The organism is Tardiphaga sp. 42S5 (assembly GCF_034044155.1).
Taxonomy (GTDB): domain Bacteria; phylum Pseudomonadota; class Alphaproteobacteria; order Rhizobiales; family Xanthobacteraceae; genus Tardiphaga; species Tardiphaga robiniae.
This window is the reverse complement of the sequence record NZ_CP139027.1, coordinates 2,501-28,642: the sequence shown is the minus strand read 5'-3', so window position 1 is coordinate 28,642 and position 26,142 is coordinate 2,501. Positions and strand designations below refer to the sequence as shown.

Sequence of the window (26,142 nt, the reverse complement as noted above, 5' to 3'; positions counted from 1 at the left end):
TGCGGTAACATCGGAGATCGTCGTTGAACGCTGCGCCCCCCGACCGACCACAACCCCCACACGATCCAAATGCCGATCGTCAGGCGGCGGCGCAGCTTCAGCTGGCGCAGGCGCTGCAGCGCGCCCGGGTGGCGATTGCCTGGGAGCGGGGCTGGCCGCATCTGGCCCGGCTGCTCAGCGTCGTCGGGTTGTTTCTGGTGGCGTCTTGGGCCGGTCTGTGGCTGACGCTTCCCTTCACTGCGCGTGCAATCGGTCTTGCGTTGTTCGTCATCGCTGCGCTGGCGACGCTCGTTCCTCTCCTGAAGTTTCGCTGGCCGTCGCGTGAAGAGGGCTTGTCGCGCCTCGATCGCGGCACCGGCATTGCACATCGCCCCGCAACGGCGCTGACCGACACGCTGTCGTCGCAGGACCCGATGGCCCGGGCGCTGTGGCTGGTTCAGCGCGAGCGTACGCTGGCCTCGCTCAAGAAAATCCGCGCTGGCCTACCGTCGCCGCGCCTCGCGATCCATGACCCCTGGGCGCTGCGTGCCATCGTGGTCGTGCTGCTGTTCGCCACCTGGTTTGCCGCCAGCGGTGAACGCGGCGCGCGCATCATGGCGGCGTTCGACTGGAACGGCGTGCTGGCGCCGGCGAATGTGCGCGTCGACGCCTGGATCACGCCGCCGCCTTACACCGGCAAGCCGCCGATCATCCTGTCTGCCGCCAATAAGGATGCGTCCACGGCCGATGCCGCTGCATTGCCGGTGCCGTCGGGCTCGACGCTGATCGTGCGCTCCAGCGGTGGTGCGCTTGATGTCGTTCTCACCGGCGGTGTCGCTGACGTGGCGCCGTCGGCGGAAGCCCCGAAGGGCACCAACGAAAAGCATTTCACCATCATGTCTGACGGGACAGCACATGTCCGTGCGCCGTCCGGCCAGCCGCTTTGGAAGTTCACGGCAACGGGTGATCGTCCGCCGACCATCGCGCTCGCCAAGGACCCCGAGCGTCAGGCCCGCGGTTCGCTGCAGATGTCCTACAAGATCGAGGACGACTACGGCGTTACCGAAGCCCATGCGCAATTCGCGGCGCGTCCCGCCGAGACCAAGGATGGCATCAAGGAAGTCGCGAAGCCGCGGCCGCTGTTCGATGCGCCGTCCTTCGCGCTGGTGCTGCCAAATGCGCGCACGCGCAACGGTGTCGGCCAGACCGTCAAGGATCTCAGCGAGGATCCCTATGCCGGCGCCGATGTCACGCTGACGCTGACCGCGAAGGATGAAGCTGGCAACGAGGGCAAGAGCGAGCCGTTCAACATGCGCCTGCCGGAGCGGCTGTTCACCAAGCCGCTGCCACGCGCGCTGATCGAACAGCGCCGTATCCTGGCACTCGACGCCAATCAGCGCGGCCAGGTCTCCTTCGCGCTGCAGGCCCTGATGATCGCGCCGGAAGCTTTCACGCCGGAAGCCGGTCAGTATCTCGGGTTGCGCAGTGTTGCCACCCAGATCGAACGCGCCCGCACCGACGCGGCCCTGAAAGAAGTCGTCGCCAGCCTGTGGGCGCTCGCCGTCACCATCGAGGACGGCGACATCACCGATGTCGACAAGGCGCTGAAGGCGGCGCAGGACGCGCTGAAGCAGGCGCTGGAGCGCGGCGCCAGCGACGAGGAGATCAAGAAGCTCACCGAGAACCTGCGTGCGGCGCTGGACAATTTCCTGAAGCAGCTCGCCGAGCAGATGAAGCAGAATCCGCAGCAGCTGGCGCGTCCGCTCGACAAGAACACCAAGGTGATGCGGCAGCAGGACCTCAACAACATGATCGAGCGCATGGAGCGGCTGTCGCGCTCCGGCGACAAGGATGCCGCCAAGCAACTGCTCGAACAGATGCAGCAGATGCTGGAAAACCTGCAGATGGCACAGCCCGGCCAGTCCGGTGACAGCGAGATGGATCAGGCGATGAACGAGCTTGGGGACATGATCCGCAAGCAGCAGCAGCTTCGCGACAAGACCTTCAAGCAGGGCCAGGATCAGCGCAACGAGCGCCGCCGCGGCAAGCAGGGCGAGCAGGGTATGGGCGATCTGCAGCAGGATCAGCAGAATCTGCGCGACCGCCTCAAGCAGCTGCAGGATCAACTCGCCAAGCAGGGCATGGGTCAGGGTCAGAAGGGCCAAAAAGGACAGCAGGGGCAAAAAGGCCAGCAGGGCCAGCAAGGGCAGGGCCAAGGTCAAGGCGGCGACGATCAGGCGGACGCCGATGGTGACGGCGACGGTGATGGTCTTGGCGATGCCGACAGTGCCATGGGCGATGCCGGCGGCCAGCTTGGCGAGGGCAATGCCGATGGCGCTGTGGGTTCGCAGGGCAAGGCACTCGATGCGCTTCGCAAGGGTGCACAGAAGCTCGCGCAGGCCATGCAGCAGGGCGAGGGCGAAGGCCAGAACGACGGCCCCGGCAACAATCCCGGCCGCCAGCAGAGCGGTGGCCGGCAAAGCGATCCGCTCGGGCGTCCGCTGCGTGGCCGCGAACTCGGCGACGATCTCACGGTGAAGATTCCCGGCGAGATCGACGTGCAGCGCGTGCGGAGAATCCTGGAAGAGCTGCGTCGTCGCCTCGGGGATACGACCCGGCCGCAGCTTGAGCTGGATTACATCGAGCGGCTGCTGAAGGATTATTGAGGAGCGCGCGTTAGGCGCTGTGCAGTCTACCCGGCTACGCACCCGTCATTCCGGGGCGAAACGCGACGCCGAAGGCGGCGGGGAGCGAACCCGGAATCTTGAGATGGGATGAACACTTCGGGATTCCGGGTTCGCGTGCGCAAAGATGCGCCCGCGCCCCGGAATGACGCGGGAGCTATCCCTTGTTCTTCACTGCCAGTGCGTCCGCCACCGCAGTGCGGATATCCGCCACCGAAAACGGCTTCGTCACCACATCGTGCACGATCGCATTCAGCCCGGTCGCGCGTTCGCGCTGGTCGGCGTAACCGGTCATCAGCAGGATCGTGAGGTCGGGGAAATCACGTGCAGCGGAGAGCGCCAGCGCGATGCCGTCCATGATGGGCATCTTGATGTCGGTCAGCAGCAGGTCGAATGCGCCGCCCTGCTCAGTAAGGATCTCCAGCGCCTCGGCACCGTCTTCGGCCGTGACGATCTCATGGCCATCCATGGCGATGGCGCGGCCGACCAGCAGCCGCATCGATTCTTCGTCATCTGCAATCAGGATACGCGCCACGACAACTCCTCAGACTTACGCGCCGGCGACGTCGCGCTTGGTGAAGAAGCGCACATCGATACTGCGGCCCTCGGCCGGCGGAGAGGCCAGCCGCGATCGAAACCATGTCTTGTCGCCGGGATTGAGGCCGGGCTGCTCGAGCACGGCGTTCCAGCCATATATTTCAGTCCCCTTCTCGTCGCGTACCACGAAACGCAGGCGCGGCAATGCGGTGGGGATGCGGGTCTCTGACACGATCAGGCCCTCGATGAGCAAGACCGACTTGCCATCGACGGTCTCGGTGGTGACCTTGACGTCCTTGAAGGCAAGGCCGCGCACATTCACGTCGAGGCCGACCGCCTGATAGAAGGTCGCGGTCTGCGGCATCAGCTTGACCAGATCGACGCGCCAGATCACCAGTGCGAGCAACAGCGACGCCATGGCCGCGGTAGCGATCGGCAAACTGTGCCTCGGCATGACGAACAGGCGTGGCAGCGACGGCACGAAACGGCGGAGCGCCGCGAAGCGCGACGGCGGGGTGGCCCGCATCGCGGCCACCGCGTCGTGCTGCGCCAGCGTGGCCCAGTCGGCCTCCTCGGTACGATTATTGGCATCGACCGGCCAGTCGGCCGAGATCGACGGGCTTTCGACCACCGGAACGTTCGGCGCCGAGGCGTCGTCGTCCTCGGTCACGCCCCAGGCGCTCATATCCTCGTTCGGATCGGGCTCGCTGGCCTTCGCCGCCATGGCGGGAACACGGGCTTCGGCACGGGAGAGGTCCTCCGGCCGCGCCAGCCAGACTTCCTTGCAGCGGGCGCAGCGCACCGTCCGTCCGGCATCGCCGAACGTGGCCGGGTTCACGGCGTAGGACGTCGTGCAATTGGGGCAAACGATATGCATGGAGCCGATAGCCGATGACATGGCCGGCAGGCTACAAGACGACCGTTAACGAATCGGAAACCATAACGGCCGCACAAGCAATTGACCGTCTTTTTGAGGCTTTTTGAACCCATCGAACGGAGCTGAATGTGGTCCGGTTCGAAAATGTTGGTTTGCGCTACGGGCTTGGCCCGGAGATTCTGCGCGACCTCAATTTCCAGATCCCTGCGCATTCGTTCCAGTTCCTGACCGGTCCCTCCGGCGCCGGCAAGACCTCGCTGCTGCGCCTGCTGTTCCTGTCGCTGCGGCCGACCCGCGGGCTGGTCAATCTGTTCGGCCAGGATATCTCGCTGCTCGGCAAGGACGAGATCGCCGACTTGCGCAAACGCATCGGTATCGTGCTGCAGGATTTCCGCCTGCTCGACCACATGACGACGTATGAGAATGTCGCGCTGCCGTTTCGGGTGATGGGGCGTGAGGAGTCCAGCTATCGGCGCGAGGTCATCGATCTCCTGAAATGGGTCGGGCTCGGCGATCGCATGGATGCGCTGCCGCCGATCCTGTCGGGCGGCGAGAAGCAGCGCGCTGCCATTGCGCGCGCGGTGATCGCACGGCCCATGCTGCTGCTGGCGGATGAGCCGACGGGTAACGTCGATCCGACGCTGGGCCGGCGTCTGCTGCGGCTGTTCATCGAACTCAACAAGTCCGGCACCGCGGTGATTATCGCGACCCACGATATTACATTGATGGATCAATACGACGCGCGGCGCATGGTGCTGCATCAAGGCCGGCTGCATATCTATGAGTAGAATCGGCGAAGAACACGGCCCGCTGATGGACCTCGGCACCGATCGCCCGCAGGTCCCGGCAAAGGCGCGCAATGCATCCCCGATCGTGCCGCGCGGCTCGATCGCCGGCCGCGCGCTGGTCGCCGTCGTCGCTATCATGACGTTCCTCGCCTCCATCACCACGGGCGCAGTGCTGCTGATCAGCGCCTCGGCGTCGGAGTGGCAATCGGAAGTCGCCAGCGAAATCACCATCCAGGTGAAGCCGCAGGGCGGCCGCGATCTCGACCGCGATACGCAGGCGGTGACCGACGCCATTCGCGGGCAGCCGGGGATTGTCGAGGTGCAGCCCTATAGCAGGGAGCAATCGGCGCAGTTGCTGGAGCCGTGGCTCGGCACGGGACTGTCGCTCGACGAGCTGCCGGTACCGCGCGTCATCATTGCACGTGTCGCGCCGGGGACGGCGCTCGATATCGTTGGCTTGCGCAAGCGGGTGACGCAGGCTGTGCCCTCGGCCAGCGTTGACGATCATCGCGCCTGGGTCGAGCGGATGCGGTCGATGACATCGGCAACGGTGCTGGCCGGGCTTGGCATCCTTGCGCTCGTTATTATCGCTACCATTATCTCTGTATCCTTTGCGACGCGCGGCGCGATGGCGGCAAACCGGCCGATCGTCGAGGTGCTGCATTTCGTCGGCGCCGGCGACCGCTATATCGCTAATCGCTTCTTCCGCCACTTTCTGCGGCTTGGCCTGCAGGGCGGTATCATTGGCGGCGGTGCCGCGATGCTGATGTTCGGGTTTTCCGAGTCGATCGCGAGCTGGTTTTCCGGCACGCCGGTGGGCGACCAGTTCGCTGCATTGCTGGGGACGTTCTCGCTGCGGTCGTCAGGCTATCTCGCGGTGGCAGGGCAGGCGCTGTTGATAGCAGGAATTACCGCCTGGGCGTCGCGCCGCACATTGTTCTCGACGCTGAACGACATCGAGTAACGCGTCAGGCACAGGCGATGGCATCGCCAAGGCGCCGAAAAATACCTAAGATTGCTGCCAAAGGACCAAACGCCAGACCGATGACCTTGCTCGACGACCAGAACACCACGGAGATGCCCGTTGCCGCGCCACCGCGGCGGCGCGTCATCCGTGCGGCACTCGTGGTCGCGTTTGCACTGTCTTTCATGGTCGGCGCCATCGGCTTCGTTGCGTTTCTTGCGCAACTCCGAAGTGGCGAATTGAAGCCATCCGCCAATGCCGACGGCATCGTGGTCCTGACCGGCGGATCGTCGCGCGTCGCGGATGCGCTCGAACTGCTCGCCAACGGTTTCGGCAAACGGTTGCTGATCTCCGGCGTGCATCCGACCAATGGCGCCGCCAATATCTCGCGCACGCTGCCGGACAGCCAGCGGCTGCTGGATTGCTGCGTCGATCTCGATCGCTCCGCCGTCAACACCCGCAGCAACGCGGTGGAGACCAAACGCTGGGTCCATGAGCGCGGCTTCAAGTCGCTGATCGTGGTGACCTCGAATTATCACATGCCGCGCGCGATCGTCGAAATGTCACATGAGATGCCGGATATCGAGCTGATCCCGTTCTCGGTGATTGGCGACAAATGGCGTGACGAGCCGTGGTGGACCAGTGGCCCGACGCTGCGGTTGCTGCTATCGGAATATGTCAAATATCTCGCGGCCGAAGCGCGGGTGCGGCTGGCGAATATCGGCATTGATCTGATGCCGGATTCCGGCAGCGACCAGCAGAGCGACGCGCCGCAGCGCCGGCCGGCCACGGCGTCTGCGAATTGAACTGCAATTGAGCTGATCGGAACACTATGACTTCGATATTCGTGCGTTCGTTGATCTACAACGTGCTGTTCTATGTGCTGCTGGTGTTCTGGATCCTGGTGGCGATTCCAACCTTCGTGATGCCGCCGCGCGCCTTCATGGCGATCGCGAAAGCGTGGGCGACCAGCAGCATCTGGCTGATGCGTATCGTCTGCAACACCAGGGTCGATTATCGCGGTCTCGAGAAAATTCCGGCGGGGCCGCTGGTGGTCGCCTCGAAACATCAATCGATGTGGGAGACCTTCGCGCTGATGCCGTTCTTTGACCGGCCGCTGTTCATCTACAAGCGCGAGCTCGGGCAGATTCCGTTCTTTGGCTGGTACCTGAAGAAGTCGAAGATGATCGGCGTCGATCGCGATGGCGGTGCGCGTTCGCTCATCGATATGGCCAAGCGCGCCACCGAGGAAATCCAGCTCGGCCGTCAGCTCATTATCTTTCCCGAAGGCACGCGTCGGCCTGTCGAGGCACCACCGGATTACAAACCGGGTGTCGCGCAGATCTACGCCAAATCCGGCGCGCCGTGTCTGCCGGTGGCGCTGAATTCCGGCCTGTTCTGGCCGCGCCGCACCTTCCTGCGCTATCCCGGCACGCTGGTGGTGGAGTTTCTCGATCCGTTGCCGGCCGGCCTGCCCCGCAAGGAATTCATCGCGGCGATCAGCACGTCGATCGAAGCCGCCACCGATCGTATCGTTGCGGAGGCGCGCGCGGAGCAGGCGACGATCTTCGGGCGCGTGCCGAATGTGGCGGTGAAAGAGAGCTAGCGCTTGATCACTCGTGCAGCATGGCCGCGAGCTGATGCAGCTGCGCGTCGCGAAAACCTTCGGCCTCGATGGCCTTCACGGTCGACAGCACGTAATCGCGGTTCAGCCCGGAACGCCCGTGGCCCTGCCGCACGAAGTGCAATTGCTCGCTGAGGCTCAGGCGCCCTGCATATTGCACATGGCCGCGATCGACCACATAGGCCAGCGCGCTGACGCGGGTGCGCTCCACGTCATCCAGCCAGACCGAGCGCATGACCTCGCGATAGACATGGGTGGTCTGCTCGCGCTCCCTGAGATAGGCGATGGTGTCATGGCGCAGCTTGGCCGCCACGCGAAAGGCAATGCCGCGGCAGGCGCCGCCGCGGTCCAGGCCGAGCACGAGGCCGGGCTTTTCCGGCGTGCCGCGGTGATCAAAGGAATAGACGCAGAGCGCCCGATGTTCGCCGATCAGCCGGGCCGGGACCTGTTCGATGAACTCGAAGCCCGGCCGCCACATCAGCGAGCCATAGCCGAACACCCAGAGATCGCTGTCGGAATCGGGCTCGGCGGTGATTTTCGCGGTCATCCTGCCGACCTAGCAGAAACCTTGGGCCCGGGCGATCTTGATTTCCTGCAATGTGGCCCTGCGACGACAGGATAACCCCATGAAAGGGATCGCCGATTTGACAAAATCATGCGATCTACGTCCCGCCATGTCCGAATATGCACAGCCCACCCAGCGCCGCCTCTGGCCGATTTTCATCCTGCCTGTCATCATCGTCGTCCTTGCGGCGGCGTGGAGCGGCTTCTGGTTCTATGCCGCGTCCAAGGTCGACGAAAACGTCGATATCTGGCGCGCCCGAGAGGCCGCGGCTGGCCGCGTCTATGATTGCGCCAACCGTTCGGTCTCCGGCTTCCCGTTCCGGCTCGAAGTCCGCTGCAGCGGTGTCAGCGTTTCGCTGACCTCGCAAACGGCCACCCAGAATGCGACGCAGGTGCCGATCACCGCGAAGCTCGGTGAGATCGTCGTGGTTGCGCAGATTTACACGCCGCGGCTTCTGGTCGCCGAATTCACCGCGCCGGCTGTCCTGTCCGATCGCGGCCAGCCGGCAATGGTGATGAATTGGGGCTCCGCGCGCAGCAGCATCACCGGTCTCCCGGGTACGCCTGACAGCGCCGACATCGTGTTCGACGACGTGTCGCTCGACCGCTTCGCCGGCTCGGTGCAGGCGCCGACCGCACGTGCCAAACAGGTTGAACTGCATGGCCGCACGGTAGCGAATTCGAAGCCGGACAAGCCGGTGATCGAGACAGCCCTGCAGATCAGGAGCGGCAGCATTGCCGATGTTCATCCGATCCTCGCCGCGCCCTTCGACGCCGATATCCGCGCGTTGCTCAGCGGACTCAAGGATGTCGCGCCCAAGTCTTGGCCGCAGCGTTTCCGCGAGCTTCAGGCTGCAGGTGGACGCGTCGAGATCGTGCAGTCGCGCGTCCAGCAGGGCGAGATCATCTCGCTGGCAACGGGCTCGCTCGGTCTGACCGCCGCGGGCAATCTCGACGGCGAATTGCAGATGACCGTGGCGGGGCTGGACAAGGCTATCGCCGCCCTCGGGATCGACAAGTTGCTGGAGATGGGTGTGCCTCAGGAGGCGCTGGATCGCATTGCGCCCGGCGTGAAATCGCAGGACGTCAACAACATCCTCGGTGCGCTGGATCGCGCGATTCCCGGTCTCGGCAATGTCGTGCGCAAGAATGCCGGCAGCGGCCTTGCCGCGGGCGTCAATTCGATCGGGACCGCGGCTGTCTTGGAAGGCAAAGCGGCGCGGTCGTTCCCGCTGAAATTTGTCGATGGCGCGGTGTTCCTCGGGCCGCTGCGCGTGGCGCAGATCCCGCCGTTGTTTTAAGGGCCAGTTTCTCGCTTCCCCTCTCCCCCAGCGCAGCGTAGCTGCGCGCCGCGGGAGAGGGTGGATCGAACCGCAAAGCGGTTCGAGACGGGAGAGGGGCAGCAGAACTCCATCTCACCCCTCTTCCGGCACGGACTTCGTCCGCGCCACCTTCTCCCGCAAGGGGAGAAGGGAAGAAGGGAAGAAGGGAAGAAGGGAAGAAGGGAAGAAGGGAAGAAGGGAAGAAGGGAAGAAGAGCCTCAATCCTTCTTCGTCAGCGCCTGATGCTTGCGCCCGAAGTCCGGTGCCGCTTCATCCTGACCGATGCTGACGATGCCGCGGCGGATCGCGCGGGTGCGGGTGAAGTGCTCGAACAGCGCATCGCCATCGTCGCGGCGGATCGCACGGGTCAGTTTCGACAGGTCTTCCTGGAAGGTGCCGAGCATTTCCAGCACTGCGTCCTTGTTGGCGAGGAACACGTCACGCCACATGGTCGGGTCTGATGCTGCGATACGGGTGAAATCGCGGAAACCGCCCGCGGAGAACTTCAGCACTTCCGACCTCGTGACGTCTTCGAGCTCGTCGGCCGTGCCTACGATTGTATAAGCGATCAGATGCGGCAGATGGCTGGTGACCGCGAGCACCAGATCGTGATGCGCGGCCTGCATGATCTCGACATTGGCGCCCAATGCAGCCCAGAAGCCGGTGAGCTTCTCGACGGCCGCGGGATCCGCGCCCTCAGGCGGCGTCAGAATGCACCAGCGATTGCTGAACAATTCGGCGAAGCCGGAATCCGGACCGGAGTTTTCCGTGCCGGCGACCGGATGCGCGGGAATGAAGTGGATATTGTCCGGTAGATATTCCGACATCGCGTGCAGCACGGAGGCTTTCACCGAACCGACGTCGGACACGATCGCGCCGGGCGAAAGATGCGCCGCGATACTTTTCGCAACGTCGCCCGCCACGCCGACGGGGACGCAGGCGATGACCAGATCGGCATCCTTGACGGCGCTGGCATTGTCGTCGGCGATGCGGTCGGCGAGCTTGATTTCCACGGCGCGTGCACGCACGGCCGCCGAATTGTCGGTGGCAACGAGTTCACCGGCAAGGCCGAGCTGCTGGATGCCGCGCGCCAGCGACGAGCCGATCAGGCCAAGCCCGATCAGCGCGATACGTTTGAAGGGCGGCGTGGCGCTCACGTCATTGCCCCGAATTCGATGCCATGAATTCACGCAGCGTCTCGATCACCAGCCTGTTGGCTTCCTCGGTGCCGATGGTCATGCGCAGCGAGTTCGGCAGGCCGTAATTGGTCACGGCGCGCAGCACCAGCCCGCGCCTGGTCAGGAACGCATCGGCATCTGCTGCGGTCTTGCCGGTCGCCGGAAAATGCATCAGCAAGAAATTGGCCACGCTTGGCGTCACCTCGATGCCGAGCTTGGTGATTTCCTCGGTCAGGATGCCGATCCACTTGGCGGTGTATGTGCGCGACATCTCGACATGGCCGGTGTCCTCGATCGCCCCCACCGCGGCCATCATCGCCGGCGCCGAGACGTTGAACGGCCCACGAATCCGGTTCATCGCATCGACGATGTGCGCCGGGCCGAACATCCAGCCGATCCGCAAGGCGGCCAAGCCGTGCACCTTCGAGAAGGTGTAGGTGGCGACAGTATTCTCGGTGGTCTTCGCCAGCTCCAGGCCGTTGTCGTAGTCGCCCTTGGTCACGTAGTCCCAGTATGCGGCGTCGAGCACCAGCAGCACGTGCTCCGGCAGGCCGGCGCGCAGGCGCTTGATCTCGGAGGACGGCAGATAGGTGCCAGTCGGGTTGTTCGGGTTCGCCAGCCACACCAGCTTGGTGCGCGGCGTGACGCAGTTCAGGATCGCGTCGACGTTGCAGGTGAAGTTAGTTTCCGGAGCGACCACATTGGTGGCGCCGTTCGCCTGGGTGGCGATCGGGTAGACCAGGAAGCCGTGTGCGGTCGAAATCGCCTCGTCGCCGGGGCCGAGATAGACATGCGCAATCAGGTTGAGAATTTCATCGGAGCCGGCGCCACAGATTATCTGCGCGGGATCGAGGCCGAAGCGGTGGCCTAGCGCCTCGCGCAGCACCTTCGACGTGCCTTCCGGATAATCCTCGAGATGCGCGACAGCGGTGGCGAAGGCGTCCTTGGCGCGCGCCGACGGACCGAACGGGGTCTCGTTGGCCGAGAGCTTGTAGGTCTTGCGGCCGGGCTCCACCACCGGGCTCTTGCCAGGGGTGTAGGGCGCGATATCGAGAATGCCGGGCTTCGGCACAGGACGGGACATCTTCAACTCCAGAACGTCAGATTGGCTTACGAACGCGGTGCGTCGCTGGCGGCCACGGTATAGCGGGTTGCGTGGCTGCCGACGAGAGCCGTGGAGCGCACCGAGGCGCCGGCTTCGATCAGCGCCGACTTGATCTTGTCGAGGCTGGAGGCTCTCGTGATCGAGATCAGCAGCGCCGCGCCGTCAAAGGCGGTATCCGGCACGGCGACGATTTCGGCCAGCGGCGACAGCGCACGCGCGGTCTCGGCATTCCAGCCGGACACCCGCACGCTCCACATCTCGACCTCGGTCACCATGGCGCTGTCAGCAACGCGCGACACCACGAACACCGGCAATGCGGCCGGATGGTCGGCGCGTTCGATGAACGGCAGGCGCGCGATGATCTTCGGCGCGCCCTGGGCTTCCAGCGGGATCCACCACGGCGTGCGGCTGGACGTCGCCGAGACCAGCGCGAGATCGCCCTTGGACTTGGCCACGGCCTCGACCGCTGCGGCGGCGCTGAAATGCGCGACGTAGGGCACCGTGAAGCCGAAATGAAAGCGCGCGGAATCTCGCATAGCGCTCTCGCCGAGCGACAGATCCGCATGCACCGAGAACGGCGCCTGAACGTAAGTGAAAGTCGAGATGATCACCCGCCAGATGCTCTCGACGGTGTCGATCGGCAGGATGCCGCGATGGCGCTGCACCAGACGGCGCATCATGTCGGCCTCGCGCGCCGGCCGAAAGGCCGAGCCGACCTCCTGGGTCTGCTTCACCGAAATCAGCCGGTCGATGATGTCGCCGCGCTGCATCAACAGGGCGTGAACCTGCGCGTCGATGCTGTCGATCTCTTTGCGCAGTTCATCCAGCGAGGGCGGGGCGGGTGGTAATTTCGACATGTTCAAAACCTTCGGGACGGGAGGCGTGATAGGTCCCGTCGAGCTTGCCGGGCCGGCTCCGGGGAGCCGGCGGGCACGGCCATTGATTAGGTAAGACGGTGCCGGAAAGCAAAGAAAACATGGAAGATTTGGCCGCAGGGCAGTTGGGCAATTTGACCGGGGGATGCCCATATTGACGGCAGGCGGGTGTGGGACTAGTTTCTGGTTCTTCCGTGGTCATTTGAGCCGGCCGGCTTGCAGCCACGTTAAACAACTCGCTAAACAGGCCGGGGACAGTTTGATCCCGGCCGAGCTATTTGTTCAGGCCGGGTTTTTTATGGCCTGATTCCGGTTTTGGTTTGAGAACCTCCTGAGGAGGCCGGTATCAAGATGGTAAATGTCGAACTGGTGAAGAGTCCGGTTGTCCGCCCCGATGAGCGTGGACATGAAGCCGATCATCCGACCTCGCTGGTCGCGGGTTTTGGCATGGATCAGCCGCTGCGGCTCGATTGCGGCATCGACCTCGCCCCGTTCCAGATCGCCTATCAGACCTACGGAACTCTCAACGCCGACAAATCCAATGCCATCCTGGTCTGCCACGCTTTGACCGGCGACCAGCACGTCGCCAATATCAATCCGATCACCGGCAAGCCCGGCTGGTGGCAGACGCTGGTCGGCCCCGGCAAGGCACTCGATACCGAACGCTACTTCATCATCTGTTCGAACGTGCTCGGCGGCTGCATGGGCTCGACCGGTCCGGCCTCGACCAATCCCGCCACTGGCAAGATCTGGGGACTGGATTTTCCGGTCATCACCATTCCCGACATGGTGCGTGCGCAGGCGATGCTGATCGACAGTCTCGGTATCGGTCAGTTGTTTTGCGTCGTCGGCGGCTCCATGGGCGGTATGCAGACGCTGCAATGGACCGCGGCCTATCCGGAGCGGGTGTTCTCCGCGCTGGCGGTTGCCTGCAGCACGCGGCACTCGGCGCAGAATATCGCGTTCCATGAGTTGGGCCGCCAGGCTGTCATGGCCGATCCCGATTGGCGGGGCGGGCGCTACTTCGAGGAAGGCACACATCCGCATCGCGGCCTCGGCGTCGCGCGGATGGCCGCGCATATCACCTATCTGTCGGATGCCGCCTTGCACCGCAAGTTCGGCCGCCGCATGCAGGACAGGGAGTTGCCGACATTCTCCTTCGATGCGGATTTTCAGGTCGAGAGCTATCTGCGCTATCAGGGCTCGTCCTTCGTCGAGCGCTTCGATGCCAACTCCTATCTCTATCTGACGCGTGCGATGGACTATTTCGATATCGCAGCCGACCACAACGGCAAGCTTGCGGAAGCGTTTCGCGATACGCAGACGCGTTTCTGTCTGATGTCGTTCACATCAGACTGGCTGTTCCCGACGGCAGAATCGCGCGACGTCGTGCATGCGCTGAATGCCGGCGGCGTCCGCGTGTCCTTTGCGGAGATCGAAACCGACAAGGGTCATGATGCCTTCCTGCTCGACGTGCCCGAGTTCCTCGATATCGCCGGTGCATTCCTGAACTCCGCAGCTTCCGTGCGCGGCCTGCCTGTTACGGGGACATAGAGATGGCGTTTCCACAACAGACCTTGCCGCTGAATTCTGCGGTGGCGACGCCGGCGCCGCGCGGCACGCAGGACTATCGCGGCGATCACCTCCTGGTCGCGGAGATGATCAAGCCGGGCTCGAAGGTGCTCGACGTGGGCTGCGGCGATGGCGATCTGCTGCAATTGCTGGAAAGCCGCGGCATTGACGGCCGCGGCATCGAATTGTCGCGCGAGGGCGTCAACCGCTGTGTCGGCAAAGGCCTCGCAGTGGTGCAGGGCGACGCCGATACGGACTTGATCAACTATCCCGACGATGCGTTCGACTACGTGATCCTGTCGCAGACGCTGCAGGCGACGCGGCAGCCGCGCGTCGTGCTGGAAAATCTGCTGCGCATCGGCCGCAGCGCGATCGTGTCGTTTCCGAATTTCGGCTTCTGGAAAATGCGCGTGCAGTTGCTTGTCGGCGGACGCATGCCACGTACGGAGAATCTGCCGGCGACGTGGTACGACACGCCGAACATTCACTTCTGCACCATCAAGGACTTCGTGCAGCTGTGCGACGAGATCAACGTGAAGATGGAGCGGGCCGTTGCGCTCGATCTCTATGGCCGTCCGCTGCGCCTCAATGCGCCGTGGTGGTTCTGGAACATGTTCGGGGAGCAGGGCGTTTTCCTGCTGAGCCGCGCGAGTAAATCGGCGCAACCCTGATCGCGTGTAGATTTCTGCCTGATGGAAACAGAAATACCGCATTCCATGCGGCTTTTCACGCCGTGTGTCGGCCTGCGATACACGCCAAAGATGTGAGTAAAAGCTAATTCGAATAGGTAATATAAGCGCACATTCTGTCGAATGGGTGGCTGCTATGTCTATACGTATGGCGTCCGTTGAAGTTGAAGCGATTCACTCCGACGTCGCCGTTAAAAAATCGTCACTTGAACCGTTCTAGGTCTTGTTATCGCCATACCAACTTCGTTACCACGCCCGTCCCGATTGTTGGCCCGCGTATTTGGGCCGATGGGGTTCGGGGGTGTTAAGAGGAAAAATTCGGTATGGTTCAGTTCTTTGCGTATCGCCGTGCACTTCGCATCTCGGCTCTTGCGGTGTGTTCGGCGGCAGTTCTCGCGTCAGTCTCTCCCGCGTCGGCACGTCCTCATCACGGCGCTTCGCGTCATTCGCACCACGTCGGCAAGTACACACACAGCACGCGTCATCACGTCCGGCATCGCGCGCGGTATGCACGGCGCAGTGCCCGAGTCGAACAGCAGGCGCCTTCGTTCGGCGACTCCACAAATTTCAATAACGCCAATGCAAGCATGAACCAGCCTTCCGGCGGCTTCGGCGGTTCAGGCATCGTCGATGCAGCGCGCAGCTTCATCGGCCGCGGCAATCCGACCGCCCGCGGTCGTTTGTGGTGCGCAGCGTTCATGAACCTCGTATTGAAGCGCACCGGCCATCAAGGCACCGGGTCTGATATGGCGCGCTCGTTCTCGAGCTATGGCCAGCGCATCTCCGGTCCGCAGGTCGGCGCCATCGCCGTGATGTCGCGCGGTCGTCGCGGCGGTCATGTCGGTGTCGTCTCGGGCGTCGATGCCAAGGGCAACCCGATCATCGTCTCCGGCAATCACGGCAACCGCGTCGCCGAGTCGGTGTATTCGCGTGGTCGCGTTTACGCCTACGTGATGCCGACGAGCTGAGCTCGTCTATTCTTCGACGACGATCTTGTCGCCGGCGGTGATCCTGCCGCCGGTGATGACCTCAGCGTAAATTCCGCAATCGGCGTGACCGTAGGTCTGCAGCAGCGTTTTCGGAATCGTCAAATCCCGCGCGGCCGTATCCGGATCAACATTGGTCGCTGCACAGCGGACGATGCGCTTCACCACTTTGAGCCGGGTGCTGCCGATGGCGAGCGTCCGGTCGATCAGCTCGAATTCATGCCAGGCTGGCCAGCCCGCTACATGCAGGTTGCCGCGAAAGCGCAGCGGATGCACCGTCTGCCCGGCTGCCTTTTCGAGATCTTTGACGCTGGCAAGGTTGATGATCGACACCACCTTGCGCGGCACGTCCGAAAAGCTATGGCCGTCCGCGAACAGCACCTTGGGTGGTCCGCGCAATTCATCGGCAAAATTTGCAGCGAAGAACGCTTCGATCTCCGCACGTCCTTCGGCCGTCTGCAGATCGGCTCGCGCTGCCTCCACATTGTCCTGCCGGATCGTCAGCGTATGGCTGGCGTCGTCGTAGTGGCTGCGGAGCGCCGCCAGGCGCTCGTTGCGCATCAGCATCAGAAACTGGGTCTTGGGAAAATATTGCGGTGCTGCCGGGTCGAACCCGATCGGGCCGTTCTCGATGGCATAGCTCCGGTCGGCCGGCAGGGTCTGGCCGGGCTTCAGCGTGACTTCTTCCAGCGGCTCGGGCGTCAGGCCCTTCACGGGATAGCGGTAGATGCTGGCAACGCTGGCGTAAGACTGTTCTGGCATGGTTCCGGTCTTAAGAGATTTGGGCCCGCGGCGCCATCGCCTGGCCGATTGGAATTTTATGCGGACCCCTTCCGTTTCGGGAACTGGCTGCCCACATTTGCATCAAGCTGGTTTTGACGCCAGCGACGACTGCGGCCGGTTGACCACCATCAATGCGGCCCGCGGAAACCCAATGAAGATGCCCTATCCGTGCTTTCGAGGCGGACAGGGCAGGCCGAGGGACAACACACAATGAATATTGAGAAATACACCGAACGGGTGCGCGGCTTTATCCAGTCGGCGCAGTCGCTGGCCGTGCGCGAGGGCCATCAGCAATTCTCGCCGCTGCACATTCTGAAAGTTCTGCTGGACGACAGCGAAGGTCTGGCCGGCGGCCTGATCGACCGCGCCGGCGGCAACTCCCGCGCCATCCTGAAGGCGACGGAAACCGAGCTGGGCAAGATGCCCAAGGTCTCGGGCGCCGGGGCCGGGCAGGTCTATCTGGCGCCGGCAACTGCGCGCGCCTTCGATGCCGCCGAAAAGGCCGCCGAAAAGGCCGGCGACAGTTTCGTCACCGTGGAGCGGCTGCTGCTTGCGCTGGCGCTCGACAAGGACTCCGAAGCCGGCAGCCTGCTCAACAAGGGCGGCGTCACTCCGCAAAATCTCAATGCCGCGATCAATGCGCTGCGCAAGGGCCGCACGGCGGACAGCGCCACGGCCGAAAACGCTTATGACGCGCTGAAGAAATATGCCCGCGACCTGACCCAGGCCGCGCGGGATGGCAAGCTCGACCCGGTGATCGGCCGCGACGAAGAAATCCGCCGCACCATCCAGGTGCTGTCGCGGCGGACCAAGAACAATCCGGTGCTAATCGGCGAGCCCGGCGTCGGCAAGACCGCCATCGTTGAAGGTCTCGCGCTGCGCATCCTCAATGGCGACGTGCCAGAGAGCCTGAAGGACAAGAGCCTGCTGTCGCTCGATCTCGGTGCGCTCATCGCCGGCGCGAAATATCGCGGCGAGTTCGAGGAGCGGCTGAAGGCTGTGCTCGGCGAGGTCACTTCGGCCGAGGGCGGCATCATCCTGTTCATCGACGAAATGCATCAGCTGATCGGCGCCGGCAAGGGCGATGGCGCAATGGATGCGTCGAACCTGCTGAAGCCTGCGCTCGCCCGCGGCGAACTGCATTGCATCGGCGCCACCACGCTCGACGAATATCGTAAGCATGTGGAGAAGGACGCGGCGCTGGCGCGGCGCTTCCAGCCGATCTTCGTGGCCGAGCCGACGGTGGAAGACACCGTCTCGATCCTGCGCGGCCTCAAGGACAAATACGAACAGCATCACGGCGTCCGCATCACGGATAGCGCGCTGGTCGCTGCCGTCACGCTGTCGAACCGCTACATCACCGATCGCTTCCTGCCGGACAAAGCCATCGACCTGATGGACGAGGCTTCGGCGCGATTGAAGATGCAGGTCGATTCCAAGCCCGAAGAACTCGACTCGATGGACCGCGAGATCATCCGGCTCAAGATCGAGCAGGAGGCGCTTGGCAAGGAAACCGATGCCGGCTCGAAGAGCAGGCTCGAAACGCTCAAGAAGGAACTCGCCGAGCTCGAAGAGAAATCGGCAGCGCTCACCCAGCGCTGGTCGGCCGAGAAGAACAAGTTGTCGAATGCGCAGAAGCTCAAGAGCGAGCTCGACGGCTTGCGCCTCGAACTGGCCGAAGCACAGCGCCGCGGCGAATATCAACGCGCCGGTGAGCTGGCCTATGGCCGGATTCCCGACCTTGAAAAGCGGCTGGCCGATATCGAAGCCAACGAGAATTCCGAGATGATGGAAGAGGCGGTCACCGCCAATCACATCGCGCAGGTTGTTTCGCGCTGGACCGGCGTGCCGGTCGACAAGATGCTCGAAGGCGAGAAGGACAAGCTGTTGCGGATGGAGCTGAGCCTCGGCGAGCGCGTCGTCGGCCAGGCCGAAGCCGTGCGTGCGGTGGCGACGGCAGTCCGCCGTTCGCGTGCCGGTCTGCAGGATCCCAATCGGCCGATCGGCTCGTTCATGTTCCTCGGCCCCACCGGCGTCGGCAAGACCGAGCTGACCAAGGCGCTGGCGTCGTATCTGTTTGACGATGACACCGCGATGGTTCGTCTCGACATGTCCGAATATATGGAGAAGCACTCGGTCTCACGCCTGATCGGCGCGCCTCCGGGCTATGTCGGCTATGATGAGGGCGGCGCGCTCACCGAAGCCGTGCGGCGGCGGCCCTATCAGGTCGTGCTGTTCGACGAGGTCGAGAAGGCGCATCCGGATGTGTTCAACGTGCTGCTGCAGGTGCTCGACGACGGCCGCCTGACCGATGGCCAGGGCCGCACCGTCGATTTCCGCAACACGCTGATCATCATGACGTCGAATCTCGGTTCGGAATTCCTGGTCAACCAGCCCGAGGGCGAGGATACGTCAGCGGTGCGCGAACTGGTGATGGGCAATGTCCGCGCCCATTTCCGGCCGGAATTTCTCAACCGCGTCGACGAGATCATTCTGTTCCATCGCCTGCAGAAGAGCGAAATGGGCCGGATCGTCCAGATCCAGTTCGCGCGGCTCACCAAGCTGCTGGAAGATCGCAAGATCACGCTGGTGCTGCACGACGATGCGCGCGACTGGCTCGCCGACAAGGGCTGGGATCCCGCCTACGGCGCCCGCCCCCTGAAACGCGTGATCCAGCGCAACGTCCAGGATCCGCTGGCCGAGATGATCCTCGCCGGCGACGTCAAGGACGGCGACCATGTCGACATAAGCACCGCCGGCAACGTCCTGACCTTCAACGGCAAGCCGGCCCGGACCGCGGAGATCGCCGAGTTCGAGGCGCCGGTGCCGAAGCGGCAGCTGAACTGACGGCGCGGGTTTAAACGCAACGAAACGGCCTGAACCTCACGGTTCAGGCCGTTTCCACGTCGGAGAAAGATCATGACCCGCATCCTCGTCGCCGGCGCTACCGGCCTTGTCGGTCGCCATGTTATCGCCAATGCGCTTGCCGACAGTCGGATCACGCGCATCGTTGCACCGACGCGGCGGCCGCTCGAGGCACATGCGAAGCTCGACAACCCGCTGGTCGATTTCGACCGGTTACCAGCCGAGGCCGACTGGTGGGACGTCGATGGTGCGATCTGTGCACTCGGCTCGACGCGCGCCAAGGCCGGCTCGGATCAGGCGTTTCGCGTTGTGGATTATGATTACCCGCTCGAAGTCGCGCGGCTGGCGTGCAAGCACGGCGCTAGCCGTTTCGCGCTCAATTCGTCGGTGGGTGCCAATGCGCGCTCAAAGCTGCTTTATCCGCGTACCAAAGGCGAAGTAGAGGAAGCGCTGAAGGCAATGGGCTTTTCGTCTTTGACGATTGTGCGGCCGGGCCTGATCGGCGGTGATCGCGACGAATTCCGGCTGGGCGAGCACGTCGCGGCGGCGGTGCTCGGTGTGCTGGGTCCAGTTCTGCCGCGCAGCTACCGGATCAGCCCCGCCGACAAGATCGCCGATGCATTGATCGAGGCGGCTGTAACCGGCGCGCCTGGTGTTCACCTGATCGGGTCTGCAGAGCTCGCTGCGGATTGATCGCCGGACCTCAGCGTCCCTTTTGCCACTATCCCGAGTGTCCCCTGGCCCACGCGGCGTTGGTCTGACGCTCAGAACAAGGCGAAAAATACGAATCTAGCGGCTGGTCGTCGGCCGTGCTGGTGGCACCGCGCCGGTCACGCCTGCGTCGGACACGCGGGCGCCGGGGCCACGCATGGTCATCTGGGCGTCGATCCGGTCACGTTCCTTCTCGAAGCCGGCCATGATCGGCCCTTCGAGCGAGCGGCCGCGCGGCAGTTTCACGCGCATCGGATCGACGAAGCGGCCGTTGACCAGAATTTCGTAGTGAACGTGGGCGCCGGTGGACATGCCGGTCGAACCGACGAAGCCGATGACCTGGCCCTGCCGCACGCGCTTGCCAGGCTCCATGCCCTTGGCAAAGGCCGACATATGACCGTAGGCGGTCTCGTAGCCGTTATTGTGCTTGATGCGGATATATTTGCCGTAGCCGCCTTCCCAGGCGGCCTTTTCGATCACGCCGTTGCCGGATGCGAAAATCGGGGTGCCGTAGGGTGTCGACCAGTCCACGCCGGTATGCATCTTGGTGTAGCCGAGGATCGGGTGGCGGCGTCCGCCGAAGCCCGAACGCATGATGGCGTTATTGACGGGTTTGCGGACCAGGAACTTCTTCGCGCTCTTGCCGGTCTCGTCATAGTAGTCGACGACCGAGTCGTCGGTGGTCAGGAAGCGATAGTATTTCTTGGTTTCGCCGCCCACCGTAAGCGAAGCGAACAGCACTTCGGTCTTTTCGGTGATGGTGGCGCCTTCGTCTTCGCCGGCGAAGAACACGTCGAAGGAGTCGCCAGGCTGTACTTTGCGCTGGAAATCCACGTCGTAGGAGTAGATCCGGATCATGTCCTCGATGACGGTGGCCGGGACCTTGTTGCGCAGCGCTGTCTCGTAAATGCTCTGATAGAGCCGCACGCCGGTGCCGTCATCCTCCTCGTCATCATCCGATGCGCTTGGCGCTTCGGCGACGGTGTTCATGCTGGAGACATCGACGGCGACGTATTTGCCGAGATCGGAGAGGGCGGCGACCGCCTCGATGGTGGAGTCGTTGGCGACGATCACGCGATACGGCTGCAAGCGCTGGCCAGGTCCGGCCGGCGACATCAGGATTCGAACTTTCTGGCCTTCCTTCAGTCCGCCGTCGCGGCCGCGGGCACCCAGCGTAGTGGCGATCGCCTTGGCTTCCTCGGGCATCGCGCCCTGGTCGCGCAGGATGGTCAGGATGGTATCGCCCTTCTTGACGATATGGATACGCTCGCCATTGGGGTTGCCGCCGGTCGCCTGATCCTTGGTCTTGGCCAGCAGCGTGACGTTTTCCGGCACGATACGGGTTTCGAAGCCCGCATAAGGATCGGCCGTGGTCCCTTCGGCGGCATAGGCCATCTTCATGTCGGGCTGTCCGCCGATATCGCCGGTGGCGCTGGCGACCGTCGTGTAGCGAACGCCGGTATTGCCGCGCCAGTTGGAGGCGTCGCGCACGCGCATCAGGACTTCATCGATGGCAACACTCGCGCCGATCTTGGCTTTCGGCAGTACCTGACCGAGATCGCGGGTGACGAAGGAGACTTCGGCATCGGGCTCGACGGCATTCGGATTGACCGCGGTGTCGTCGCTGTTCGGAGCGGGGCTGCCGACATCGGTCAGCAGGCGCTGTGCATTGAAGGGCGGGATCTTGGCGCTGAGATCGCTGGTCGCCATCGCCAGATTGCCGGAAATCCGGATGAAGGGCCGCACGCGCATGACGTCGCGATTGCCGACGCGGGTGACGGTGGAGACTTTGAGTACCTGGCGCGCGGCGGAAGAGTCGCTCGGCGGCGGCAGGCGGTCGGACTTATGCAGGCTTGCTTGTTTGTCGGTGGCACTGAAGGCGCCGCGTAGAGCGCCTTCGACACGCTCCGGTACCTTGGCAAAGGTCATCTCGCCGTCAAGCGACGCAAAAACGGCGCCGCCGATCAGAGCCGCGCCGCAGAGACCTGTGAGGATAGTACCACTGAACCATTGTACCGAGACGCGGCGACGATCGATGACTGCGGCTTCGGAGCCATCAACGGATAGCGGCGGCTCGTGGCCGAGATCAATCATCCCGGTCTCACGATTATAGGCGCCACCGCGTGACAGTCCGTGATTCAAGCCGACATCCCCCGAATTCCCAGCATCATGCGAAGAGTCTTCCCCAAGCACATCGCATCGACGGTCGAACAGTGCGCGCCAAAATGCTGGCCGAATGGACGAACGTCAATGCTGCAAACTCTTTCGCTGTGTTCTCTTTGGCCCAAAAGCGCACTGCGATGACGCAGCTCGTTCTTTCGAGAGACCGTTGGGCCCAGATCCGGTTCGACCACCCCCAAAAAGTTTCAGAGGCGACGCAGAATCTTTGCACAAGGCATGCTCAGAACGTCGGAGGAATGTGGCTCTTGTACGGCGTCACCCCTGTAAAACCTACGCTTTTTGGGCCCTGGAGCGTCCTCCACAGCACGTGACGATTTTCTGACGAATGGCGTTGACAGTTTCGGGTGAGGGGGCCTATAACCCGGCCACTGAGCGCAGCGGCGCCGGGGCCTACCAGCCCGGGCGGTTGTTCGTGTCTCGGAAGCTCATCACCGCGAAGAGTGTTTCAGTGGCCGATAGGTGTCGGCTGCTGATCTGTTGTCGGGTGATTGAGTGACAAGATTTTCTCCCTTTTGGGGAGATTGACGCATCTGCGTCGGGCTGTTTGACAAGTTAAATTGAAGAAAGAGAAACGTGGACGGCGGAGTCCTTGCGGGTCTCGTTCGATGGGAGCTTCGGCTTCTTGAGACGGGGCCGGACGAAAGACTTCGGCGGTACACGTTTTGAACAAAGGTTAACACCATCGTTGTTAGCGCTGTGAAGCGCGGACAGCAGATTGGCTGAATTTCGGTTTGGTCGATTTAGTATGGTGGGACCTCGTCAATACGTTGTGATCAGCTGGTTTAAAGTTTCAAGTCCAACTTGAGAGTTTGATCCTGGCTCAGAGCGAACGCTGGCGGCAGGCTTAACACATGCAAGTCGAACGGGCGTAGCAATACGTCAGTGGCAGACGGGTGAGTAACGCGTGGGAACATACCTCTTGGTTCGGAACAACACAGGGAAACTTGTGCTAATACCGGATAAGCCCTTACGGGGAAAGATTTATCGCCGAGAGATTGGCCCGCGTCTGATTAGCTAGTTGGTGGGGTAAAGGCCTACCAAGGCGACGATCAGTAGCTGGTCTGAGAGGATGATCAGCCACATTGGGACTGAGACACGGCCCAAACTCCTACGGGAGGCAGCAGTGGGGAATATTGGACAATGGGCGCAAGCCTGATCCAGCCATGCCGCGTGAGTGATGAAGGCCCTAGGGTTGTAAAGCTCTTTTGTACGGGAAGATAATGACGGTACCGTAAGAATAAGCCCCGGCTAACTTCGTGCCAGCAGCCGCGGTAATACGAAGGGGGCTAGCGTTGCTCGGAATCACTGGGCGTAAAGGGTGCGTAGGCGGGTTTTTAAGTCAGAGGTGAAATCCTGGAGCTCAACTCCAGAACTGCCTTTGATACTGAAAGTCTTGAGTATGGGAGAGGTGAGTGGAACTGCGAGTGTAGAGGTGAAATTCGTAGATATTCGCAAGAACACCAGTGGCGAAGGCGGCTCACTGGCCCATAACTGACGCTGAGGCACGAAAGCGTGGGGAGCAAACAGGATTAGATACCCTGGTAGTCCACGCCGTAAACGATGAATGCCAGCCGTTAGTGGGTTTACTCACTAGTGGCGCAGCTAACGCTTTAAGCATTCCGCCTGGGGAGTACGGTCGCAAGATTAAAACTCAAAGGAATTGACGGGGGCCCGCACAAGCGGTGGAGCATGTGGTTTAATTCGACGCAACGCGCAGAACCTTACCAGCCCTTGACATGTCTATGACCGGTACCAGAGATGGAACCTTCCCTTCGGGGCATAGAGCACAGGTGCTGCATGGCTGTCGTCAGCTCGTGTCGTGAGATGTTGGGTTAAGTCCCGCAACGAGCGCAACCCCCGTCCTTAGTTGCTACCATTTAGTTGAGCACTCTAAGGAGACTGCCGGTGATAAGCCGCGAGGAAGGTGGGGATGACGTCAAGTCCTCATGGCCCTTACGGGCTGGGCTACACACGTGCTACAATGGCGGTGACAATGGGATGCAAAAGGGCGACCTCTCGCAAATCTCAAAAAGCCGTCTCAGTTCGGATTGGGCTCTGCAACTCGAGCCCATGAAGTTGGAATCGCTAGTAATCGTGGATCAGCATGCCACGGTGAATACGTTCCCGGGCCTTGTACACACCGCCCGTCACACCATGGGAGTTGGTTCTACCTGAAGGCAGTGCGCTAACCGCAAGGGGGCAGCTGACCACGGTAGGGTCAGCGACTGGGGTGAAGTCGTAACAAGGTAGCCGTAGGGGAACCTGCGGCTGGATCACCTCCTTTCTAAGGATGGTTCTTCAGATGCTTGCATCTATCGAACCTCTTTTGAAACATCAGTGGCCAGACATTGGATCAATGTTTGAGCTGCATAGGCGGGACACCGCCGTCTTCGTTTCTCTTTCTTCGCGGACGAACACACGCTGGGGCGTGCTTGGTCGTGCACCCGGCGAAAGCTGGTGCCACAAGCAGAGCCCTTTGTTGTTAGGGCTTGTAGCTCAGTTGGTTAGAGCGCGCGCTTGATAAGCGTGAGGTCGGAAGTTCAAGTCTTCCCAGGCCCACCATATTTGCGCGCTTTGCTTTCAAGGCTGCTGCTCACGTCACGACATCACATGCGCAAGCATCGCATCTGCAAAACGCGAACTACAGCGTTGAGCATTCGTCTTCTGGAACGGGGGCATAGCTCAGCTGGGAGAGCGCGTGCTTTGCAAGCATGAGGTCGTCGGTTCGATCCCGTCTGCCTCCACCAGAAACTTCTGATGGATGGCGACGTTGAGATCGTAACAAACATTCAGTGTGTTCAGACAGTGCGCGCCACATGGGCAGCGCCTGATTTAGTCCGCGGTATAACTTCGCTTGTCGGTCTTACGAGATCGACTGCGGGATTTATGACATCGTAAAGAGGAGATCGTTCCGAGGTTCGGATCTGCAAGCAATTGCGGGTGCCGTAATCATAATCTCCAGGAATTGAGTGCGAACGCTTTGCTTGCAAAGCTTCCGCATCTTTATTCCTTTTCAACGAAGCTTGACCGCCTCGTTGTCGGTTCGATCTTACGAAGCAAACTGGTCTTTCTAAATCATATCCAGCTGCATGAAGTGCGCACGGCTTGACGGCCGGCGTGCGGATTTTGCGTTTCCAATTCGTTGGTTGCGCAAAGCAGCATGCAGCAAACTCTGCCGAGTGTGTGGATATTGATAATGAGAGCAATCAAGTGTCTTAAGGGTATTCGGTGGATGCCTTGGCAATGAGAGGCGATGAAGGACGTGCTACGCTGCGATAAGCTATGGGGAGCCGCGAAGAGGCTTTGATCCATAGATTTCCGAATGGGGAAACCCACCTTCGATAGCCGAAACTCTAAGGTCATCACGACGTAAGTCGGGGTGGTTTTGGATTTTCGGTTATCAGTTGAAGGTATGAGACTCCTGAATACATAGGGGGTTTCAAGCGAACCCGGGGAACTGAAACATCTAAGTACCCGGAGGAAAGGACATCAACAGAGACTCCGTTAGTAGTGGCGAGCGAACGCGGACCAGGCCAGTGGCATATCAAAGACAACCGGAACCAGTCAGGAAAGCTGGACCTCAGAGGGTGATAGTCCCGTACGGGTAATGCAATGATATGTCCTTGAGTAAGGCGGGACACGTGAAATCCTGTCTGAACGTGGGGGGACCACCCTCCAAGCCTAAGTACTCCTCATTGACCGATAGCGAACTAGTACCGTGAGGGAAAGGTGAAAAGCACCCCGACGAGGGGAGTGAAATAGACCTGAAACCGGATACCTACAAACAGACGGAGCCCAAGATACGTTCTGGGTGACGTCGTACCTTTTGTATTATGGGCCAGCGACTTAATTTAACGA

At 62.1% G+C, this 26,142-nt stretch carries 19 protein-coding genes, 2 tRNA genes, 2 rRNA genes and 1 riboswitch (1 of these 24 running past the window's edge); of the genes, 15 read left to right on the top strand and 8 right to left on the bottom strand.

Annotation, left to right across the window (positions count from 1 at the left end; all coding sequences use genetic code 11):
• Positions 1-23 precede the first annotated feature (23 nt).
• Positions 24-2,645: a TIGR02302 family protein gene (locus SFY93_RS00120; protein ID WP_320445617.1), complete on the top strand. Its 2,622-nt coding sequence runs from the start codon at positions 24-26 to the stop codon at positions 2,643-2,645.
• A 175-nt stretch (positions 2,646-2,820) separates the two neighbouring features.
• On the opposite strand, the gene SFY93_RS00115 is transcribed toward SFY93_RS00120, so the two are convergent.
• Together SFY93_RS00115 and SFY93_RS00110 are read right to left on the bottom strand one after the other, a co-directional pair.
• Entirely contained in the window at positions 2,821-3,198 is a 378-nt protein-coding gene (locus tag SFY93_RS00115; RefSeq protein WP_093757395.1) for a response regulator, read from the bottom strand.
• Positions 3,199-3,213: 15 nt separating this feature from the next.
• Positions 3,214-4,077 (bottom strand): MJ0042-type zinc finger domain-containing protein, encoded by an 864-nt coding sequence (locus SFY93_RS00110; RefSeq protein WP_320445616.1) that lies wholly within the window; start codon positions 4,075-4,077, stop codon positions 3,214-3,216.
• 128 nt (positions 4,078-4,205) lie between these two features.
• Here SFY93_RS00110 and ftsE point away from each other — a divergent pair, with 128 nt between their 5' ends.
• The 4 genes from ftsE to SFY93_RS00090 all read left to right on the top strand — a co-directional run bounded on the left by ftsE (position 4,206) and on the right by SFY93_RS00090 (position 7,435).
• Complete coding sequence (ftsE, locus tag SFY93_RS00105; RefSeq protein ID WP_068729180.1) at positions 4,206-4,865, top strand: cell division ATP-binding protein FtsE; 660 nt, start codon at positions 4,206-4,208, stop codon at positions 4,863-4,865.
• Complete coding sequence (locus SFY93_RS00100; RefSeq protein WP_320445615.1) at positions 4,858-5,829, top strand: cell division protein FtsX; 972 nt, start codon at positions 4,858-4,860, stop codon at positions 5,827-5,829. The genes ftsE and SFY93_RS00100 overlap by 8 nt, the downstream gene beginning before the upstream one ends.
• Positions 5,830-5,909: 80 nt before the next feature.
• Entirely contained in the window at positions 5,910-6,635 is a 726-nt protein-coding gene (locus SFY93_RS00095) for a YdcF family protein (RefSeq protein WP_093757394.1), read from the top strand.
• A gap of 26 nt (positions 6,636-6,661) precedes the next feature.
• Positions 6,662-7,435, top strand: coding sequence for a lysophospholipid acyltransferase family protein (locus SFY93_RS00090; protein ID WP_120287238.1), 774 nt, complete (start codon positions 6,662-6,664; stop codon positions 7,433-7,435).
• 7 nt (positions 7,436-7,442) lie between these two features.
• Here the strand turns inward: SFY93_RS00090 and SFY93_RS00085 are convergent, their stop codons facing one another.
• Positions 7,443-8,000: a gamma-glutamylcyclotransferase gene (locus SFY93_RS00085; RefSeq protein WP_089267609.1), complete on the bottom strand. Its 558-nt coding sequence runs from the start codon at positions 7,998-8,000 to the stop codon at positions 7,443-7,445.
• Positions 8,001-8,127: 127 nt separating this feature from the next.
• On the opposite strand from SFY93_RS00085, the gene SFY93_RS00080 reads away from it, so the two are divergent.
• On the top strand, positions 8,128-9,318 hold the full coding sequence (locus tag SFY93_RS00080; RefSeq protein WP_320445614.1) for a DUF2125 domain-containing protein: 1,191 nt from the start codon (positions 8,128-8,130) through the stop codon (positions 9,316-9,318).
• 239 nt (positions 9,319-9,557) lie between these two features.
• Here the strand turns inward: SFY93_RS00080 and SFY93_RS00075 are convergent, their stop codons facing one another.
• Genes SFY93_RS00075 through SFY93_RS00065 form a run of 3 tightly spaced genes read right to left on the bottom strand, consistent with a single transcriptional unit; the run spans position 9,558 to position 12,479 of the window.
• Positions 9,558-10,496, bottom strand: a complete 939-nt coding sequence (locus SFY93_RS00075) for a prephenate/arogenate dehydrogenase family protein (protein WP_315843993.1) — start codon at positions 10,494-10,496, stop codon at positions 9,558-9,560.
• A gap of 1 nt (position 10,497) precedes the next feature.
• Complete coding sequence (gene hisC / locus SFY93_RS00070; RefSeq protein ID WP_093757389.1) at positions 10,498-11,601, bottom strand: histidinol-phosphate transaminase; 1,104 nt, start codon at positions 11,599-11,601, stop codon at positions 10,498-10,500.
• 26 nt (positions 11,602-11,627) lie between these two features.
• Positions 11,628-12,479 (bottom strand): chorismate mutase, encoded by an 852-nt coding sequence (locus tag SFY93_RS00065; protein ID WP_093757388.1) that lies wholly within the window; start codon positions 12,477-12,479, stop codon positions 11,628-11,630.
• A 202-nt stretch (positions 12,480-12,681) separates the two neighbouring features.
• Positions 12,682-12,761: riboswitch (SAM riboswitch) on the top strand.
• Between the two features lie 87 nt (positions 12,762-12,848).
• On the opposite strand from SFY93_RS00065, the gene metX reads away from it, so the two are divergent.
• The 3 genes from metX to SFY93_RS00050 all read left to right on the top strand — a co-directional run bounded on the left by metX (position 12,849) and on the right by SFY93_RS00050 (position 15,726).
• The gene (metX, locus tag SFY93_RS00060; RefSeq protein ID WP_315843990.1) at positions 12,849-14,051 is read left to right on the top strand and encodes a homoserine O-acetyltransferase MetX; all 1,203 of its coding nucleotides are present in this window, start codon (positions 12,849-12,851) and stop codon (positions 14,049-14,051) included.
• A gap of 2 nt (positions 14,052-14,053) precedes the next feature.
• Positions 14,054-14,740 (top strand): methionine biosynthesis protein MetW, encoded by a 687-nt coding sequence (gene metW / locus SFY93_RS00055; protein ID WP_231079073.1) that lies wholly within the window; start codon positions 14,054-14,056, stop codon positions 14,738-14,740.
• Between the two features lie 341 nt (positions 14,741-15,081).
• Positions 15,082-15,726 carry a TIGR02594 family protein gene (locus SFY93_RS00050; RefSeq protein WP_068729161.1) on the top strand — a complete coding sequence of 215 codons (645 nt, stop codon included), beginning with the start codon at positions 15,082-15,084 and terminating at the stop codon, positions 15,724-15,726.
• 6 nt (positions 15,727-15,732) lie between these two features.
• Here SFY93_RS00050 and SFY93_RS00045 read toward each other — a convergent pair whose 3' ends face one another.
• The gene (locus SFY93_RS00045; protein WP_320445613.1) at positions 15,733-16,506 is read right to left on the bottom strand and encodes an MOSC domain-containing protein; all 774 of its coding nucleotides are present in this window, start codon (positions 16,504-16,506) and stop codon (positions 15,733-15,735) included.
• 231 nt (positions 16,507-16,737) lie between these two features.
• Here SFY93_RS00045 and clpB point away from each other — a divergent pair, with 231 nt between their 5' ends.
• Entirely contained in the window at positions 16,738-19,374 is a 2,637-nt protein-coding gene (gene clpB / locus SFY93_RS00040) for an ATP-dependent chaperone ClpB (protein WP_320445612.1), read from the top strand.
• A 72-nt stretch (positions 19,375-19,446) separates the two neighbouring features.
• A complete protein-coding gene (locus SFY93_RS00035; protein WP_320445611.1) occupies positions 19,447-20,085 on the top strand; it encodes a Rossmann-fold NAD(P)-binding domain-containing protein in 639 nt (212 codons plus the stop codon).
• Between the two features lie 96 nt (positions 20,086-20,181).
• On the opposite strand, the gene SFY93_RS00030 is transcribed toward SFY93_RS00035, so the two are convergent.
• The gene (locus SFY93_RS00030; RefSeq protein WP_320445610.1) at positions 20,182-22,245 is read right to left on the bottom strand and encodes a M23 family metallopeptidase; all 2,064 of its coding nucleotides are present in this window, start codon (positions 22,243-22,245) and stop codon (positions 20,182-20,184) included.
• Between the two features lie 836 nt (positions 22,246-23,081).
• On the opposite strand from SFY93_RS00030, the gene SFY93_RS00025 reads away from it, so the two are divergent.
• From SFY93_RS00025 to SFY93_RS00010, 4 genes are all read left to right on the top strand, one after another.
• Positions 23,082-24,568 (top strand): 16S ribosomal RNA (locus SFY93_RS00025).
• A 201-nt stretch (positions 24,569-24,769) separates the two neighbouring features.
• Positions 24,770-24,846: transfer RNA gene (locus tag SFY93_RS00020), tRNA-Ile, on the top strand.
• Between the two features lie 109 nt (positions 24,847-24,955).
• Positions 24,956-25,031 (top strand) — tRNA-Ala (locus SFY93_RS00015).
• A 457-nt stretch (positions 25,032-25,488) separates the two neighbouring features.
• Positions 25,489-26,142, top strand: a 23S ribosomal RNA gene (locus tag SFY93_RS00010) (it continues 2,166 nt past the right edge of the window).
• The 16S and 23S rRNA genes sit together here with 2 tRNA genes alongside, the layout of an rRNA operon.

What these genes read in the sequence shown, in the direction of transcription:
- SFY93_RS00050 (WP_068729161.1), top strand. Translation starts at nt 15,082, where the DNA reads ATGGTTCAGTTCTTTGCGTATCGCCGTGCACTTCGCATCTCGGCTCTT.
- SFY93_RS00085 (WP_089267609.1), bottom strand. Translation starts at nt 8,000, where the DNA reads ATGACCGCGAAAATCACCGCCGAGCCCGATTCCGACAGCGATCTCTGG.
- metX (WP_315843990.1), top strand. Translation starts at nt 12,849, where the DNA reads ATGGTAAATGTCGAACTGGTGAAGAGTCCGGTTGTCCGCCCCGATGAG.
- SFY93_RS00095 (WP_093757394.1), top strand. Translation starts at nt 5,910, where the DNA reads ATGACCTTGCTCGACGACCAGAACACCACGGAGATGCCCGTTGCCGCG.
- SFY93_RS00090 (WP_120287238.1), top strand. Translation starts at nt 6,662, where the DNA reads ATGACTTCGATATTCGTGCGTTCGTTGATCTACAACGTGCTGTTCTAT.
- SFY93_RS00065 (WP_093757388.1), bottom strand. Translation starts at nt 12,479, where the DNA reads ATGTCGAAATTACCACCCGCCCCGCCCTCGCTGGATGAACTGCGCAAA.
- SFY93_RS00045 (WP_320445613.1), bottom strand. Translation starts at nt 16,506, where the DNA reads ATGCCAGAACAGTCTTACGCCAGCGTTGCCAGCATCTACCGCTATCCC.
- SFY93_RS00100 (WP_320445615.1), top strand. Translation starts at nt 4,858, where the DNA reads ATGAGTAGAATCGGCGAAGAACACGGCCCGCTGATGGACCTCGGCACC.
- SFY93_RS00110 (WP_320445616.1), bottom strand. Translation starts at nt 4,077, where the DNA reads ATGCATATCGTTTGCCCCAATTGCACGACGTCCTACGCCGTGAACCCG.
- metW (WP_231079073.1), top strand. Translation starts at nt 14,054, where the DNA reads ATGGCGTTTCCACAACAGACCTTGCCGCTGAATTCTGCGGTGGCGACG.
- clpB (WP_320445612.1), top strand. Translation starts at nt 16,738, where the DNA reads ATGAATATTGAGAAATACACCGAACGGGTGCGCGGCTTTATCCAGTCG.
- hisC (WP_093757389.1), bottom strand. Translation starts at nt 11,601, where the DNA reads ATGTCCCGTCCTGTGCCGAAGCCCGGCATTCTCGATATCGCGCCCTAC.
- SFY93_RS00080 (WP_320445614.1), top strand. Translation starts at nt 8,128, where the DNA reads ATGTCCGAATATGCACAGCCCACCCAGCGCCGCCTCTGGCCGATTTTC.
- SFY93_RS00035 (WP_320445611.1), top strand. Translation starts at nt 19,447, where the DNA reads ATGACCCGCATCCTCGTCGCCGGCGCTACCGGCCTTGTCGGTCGCCAT.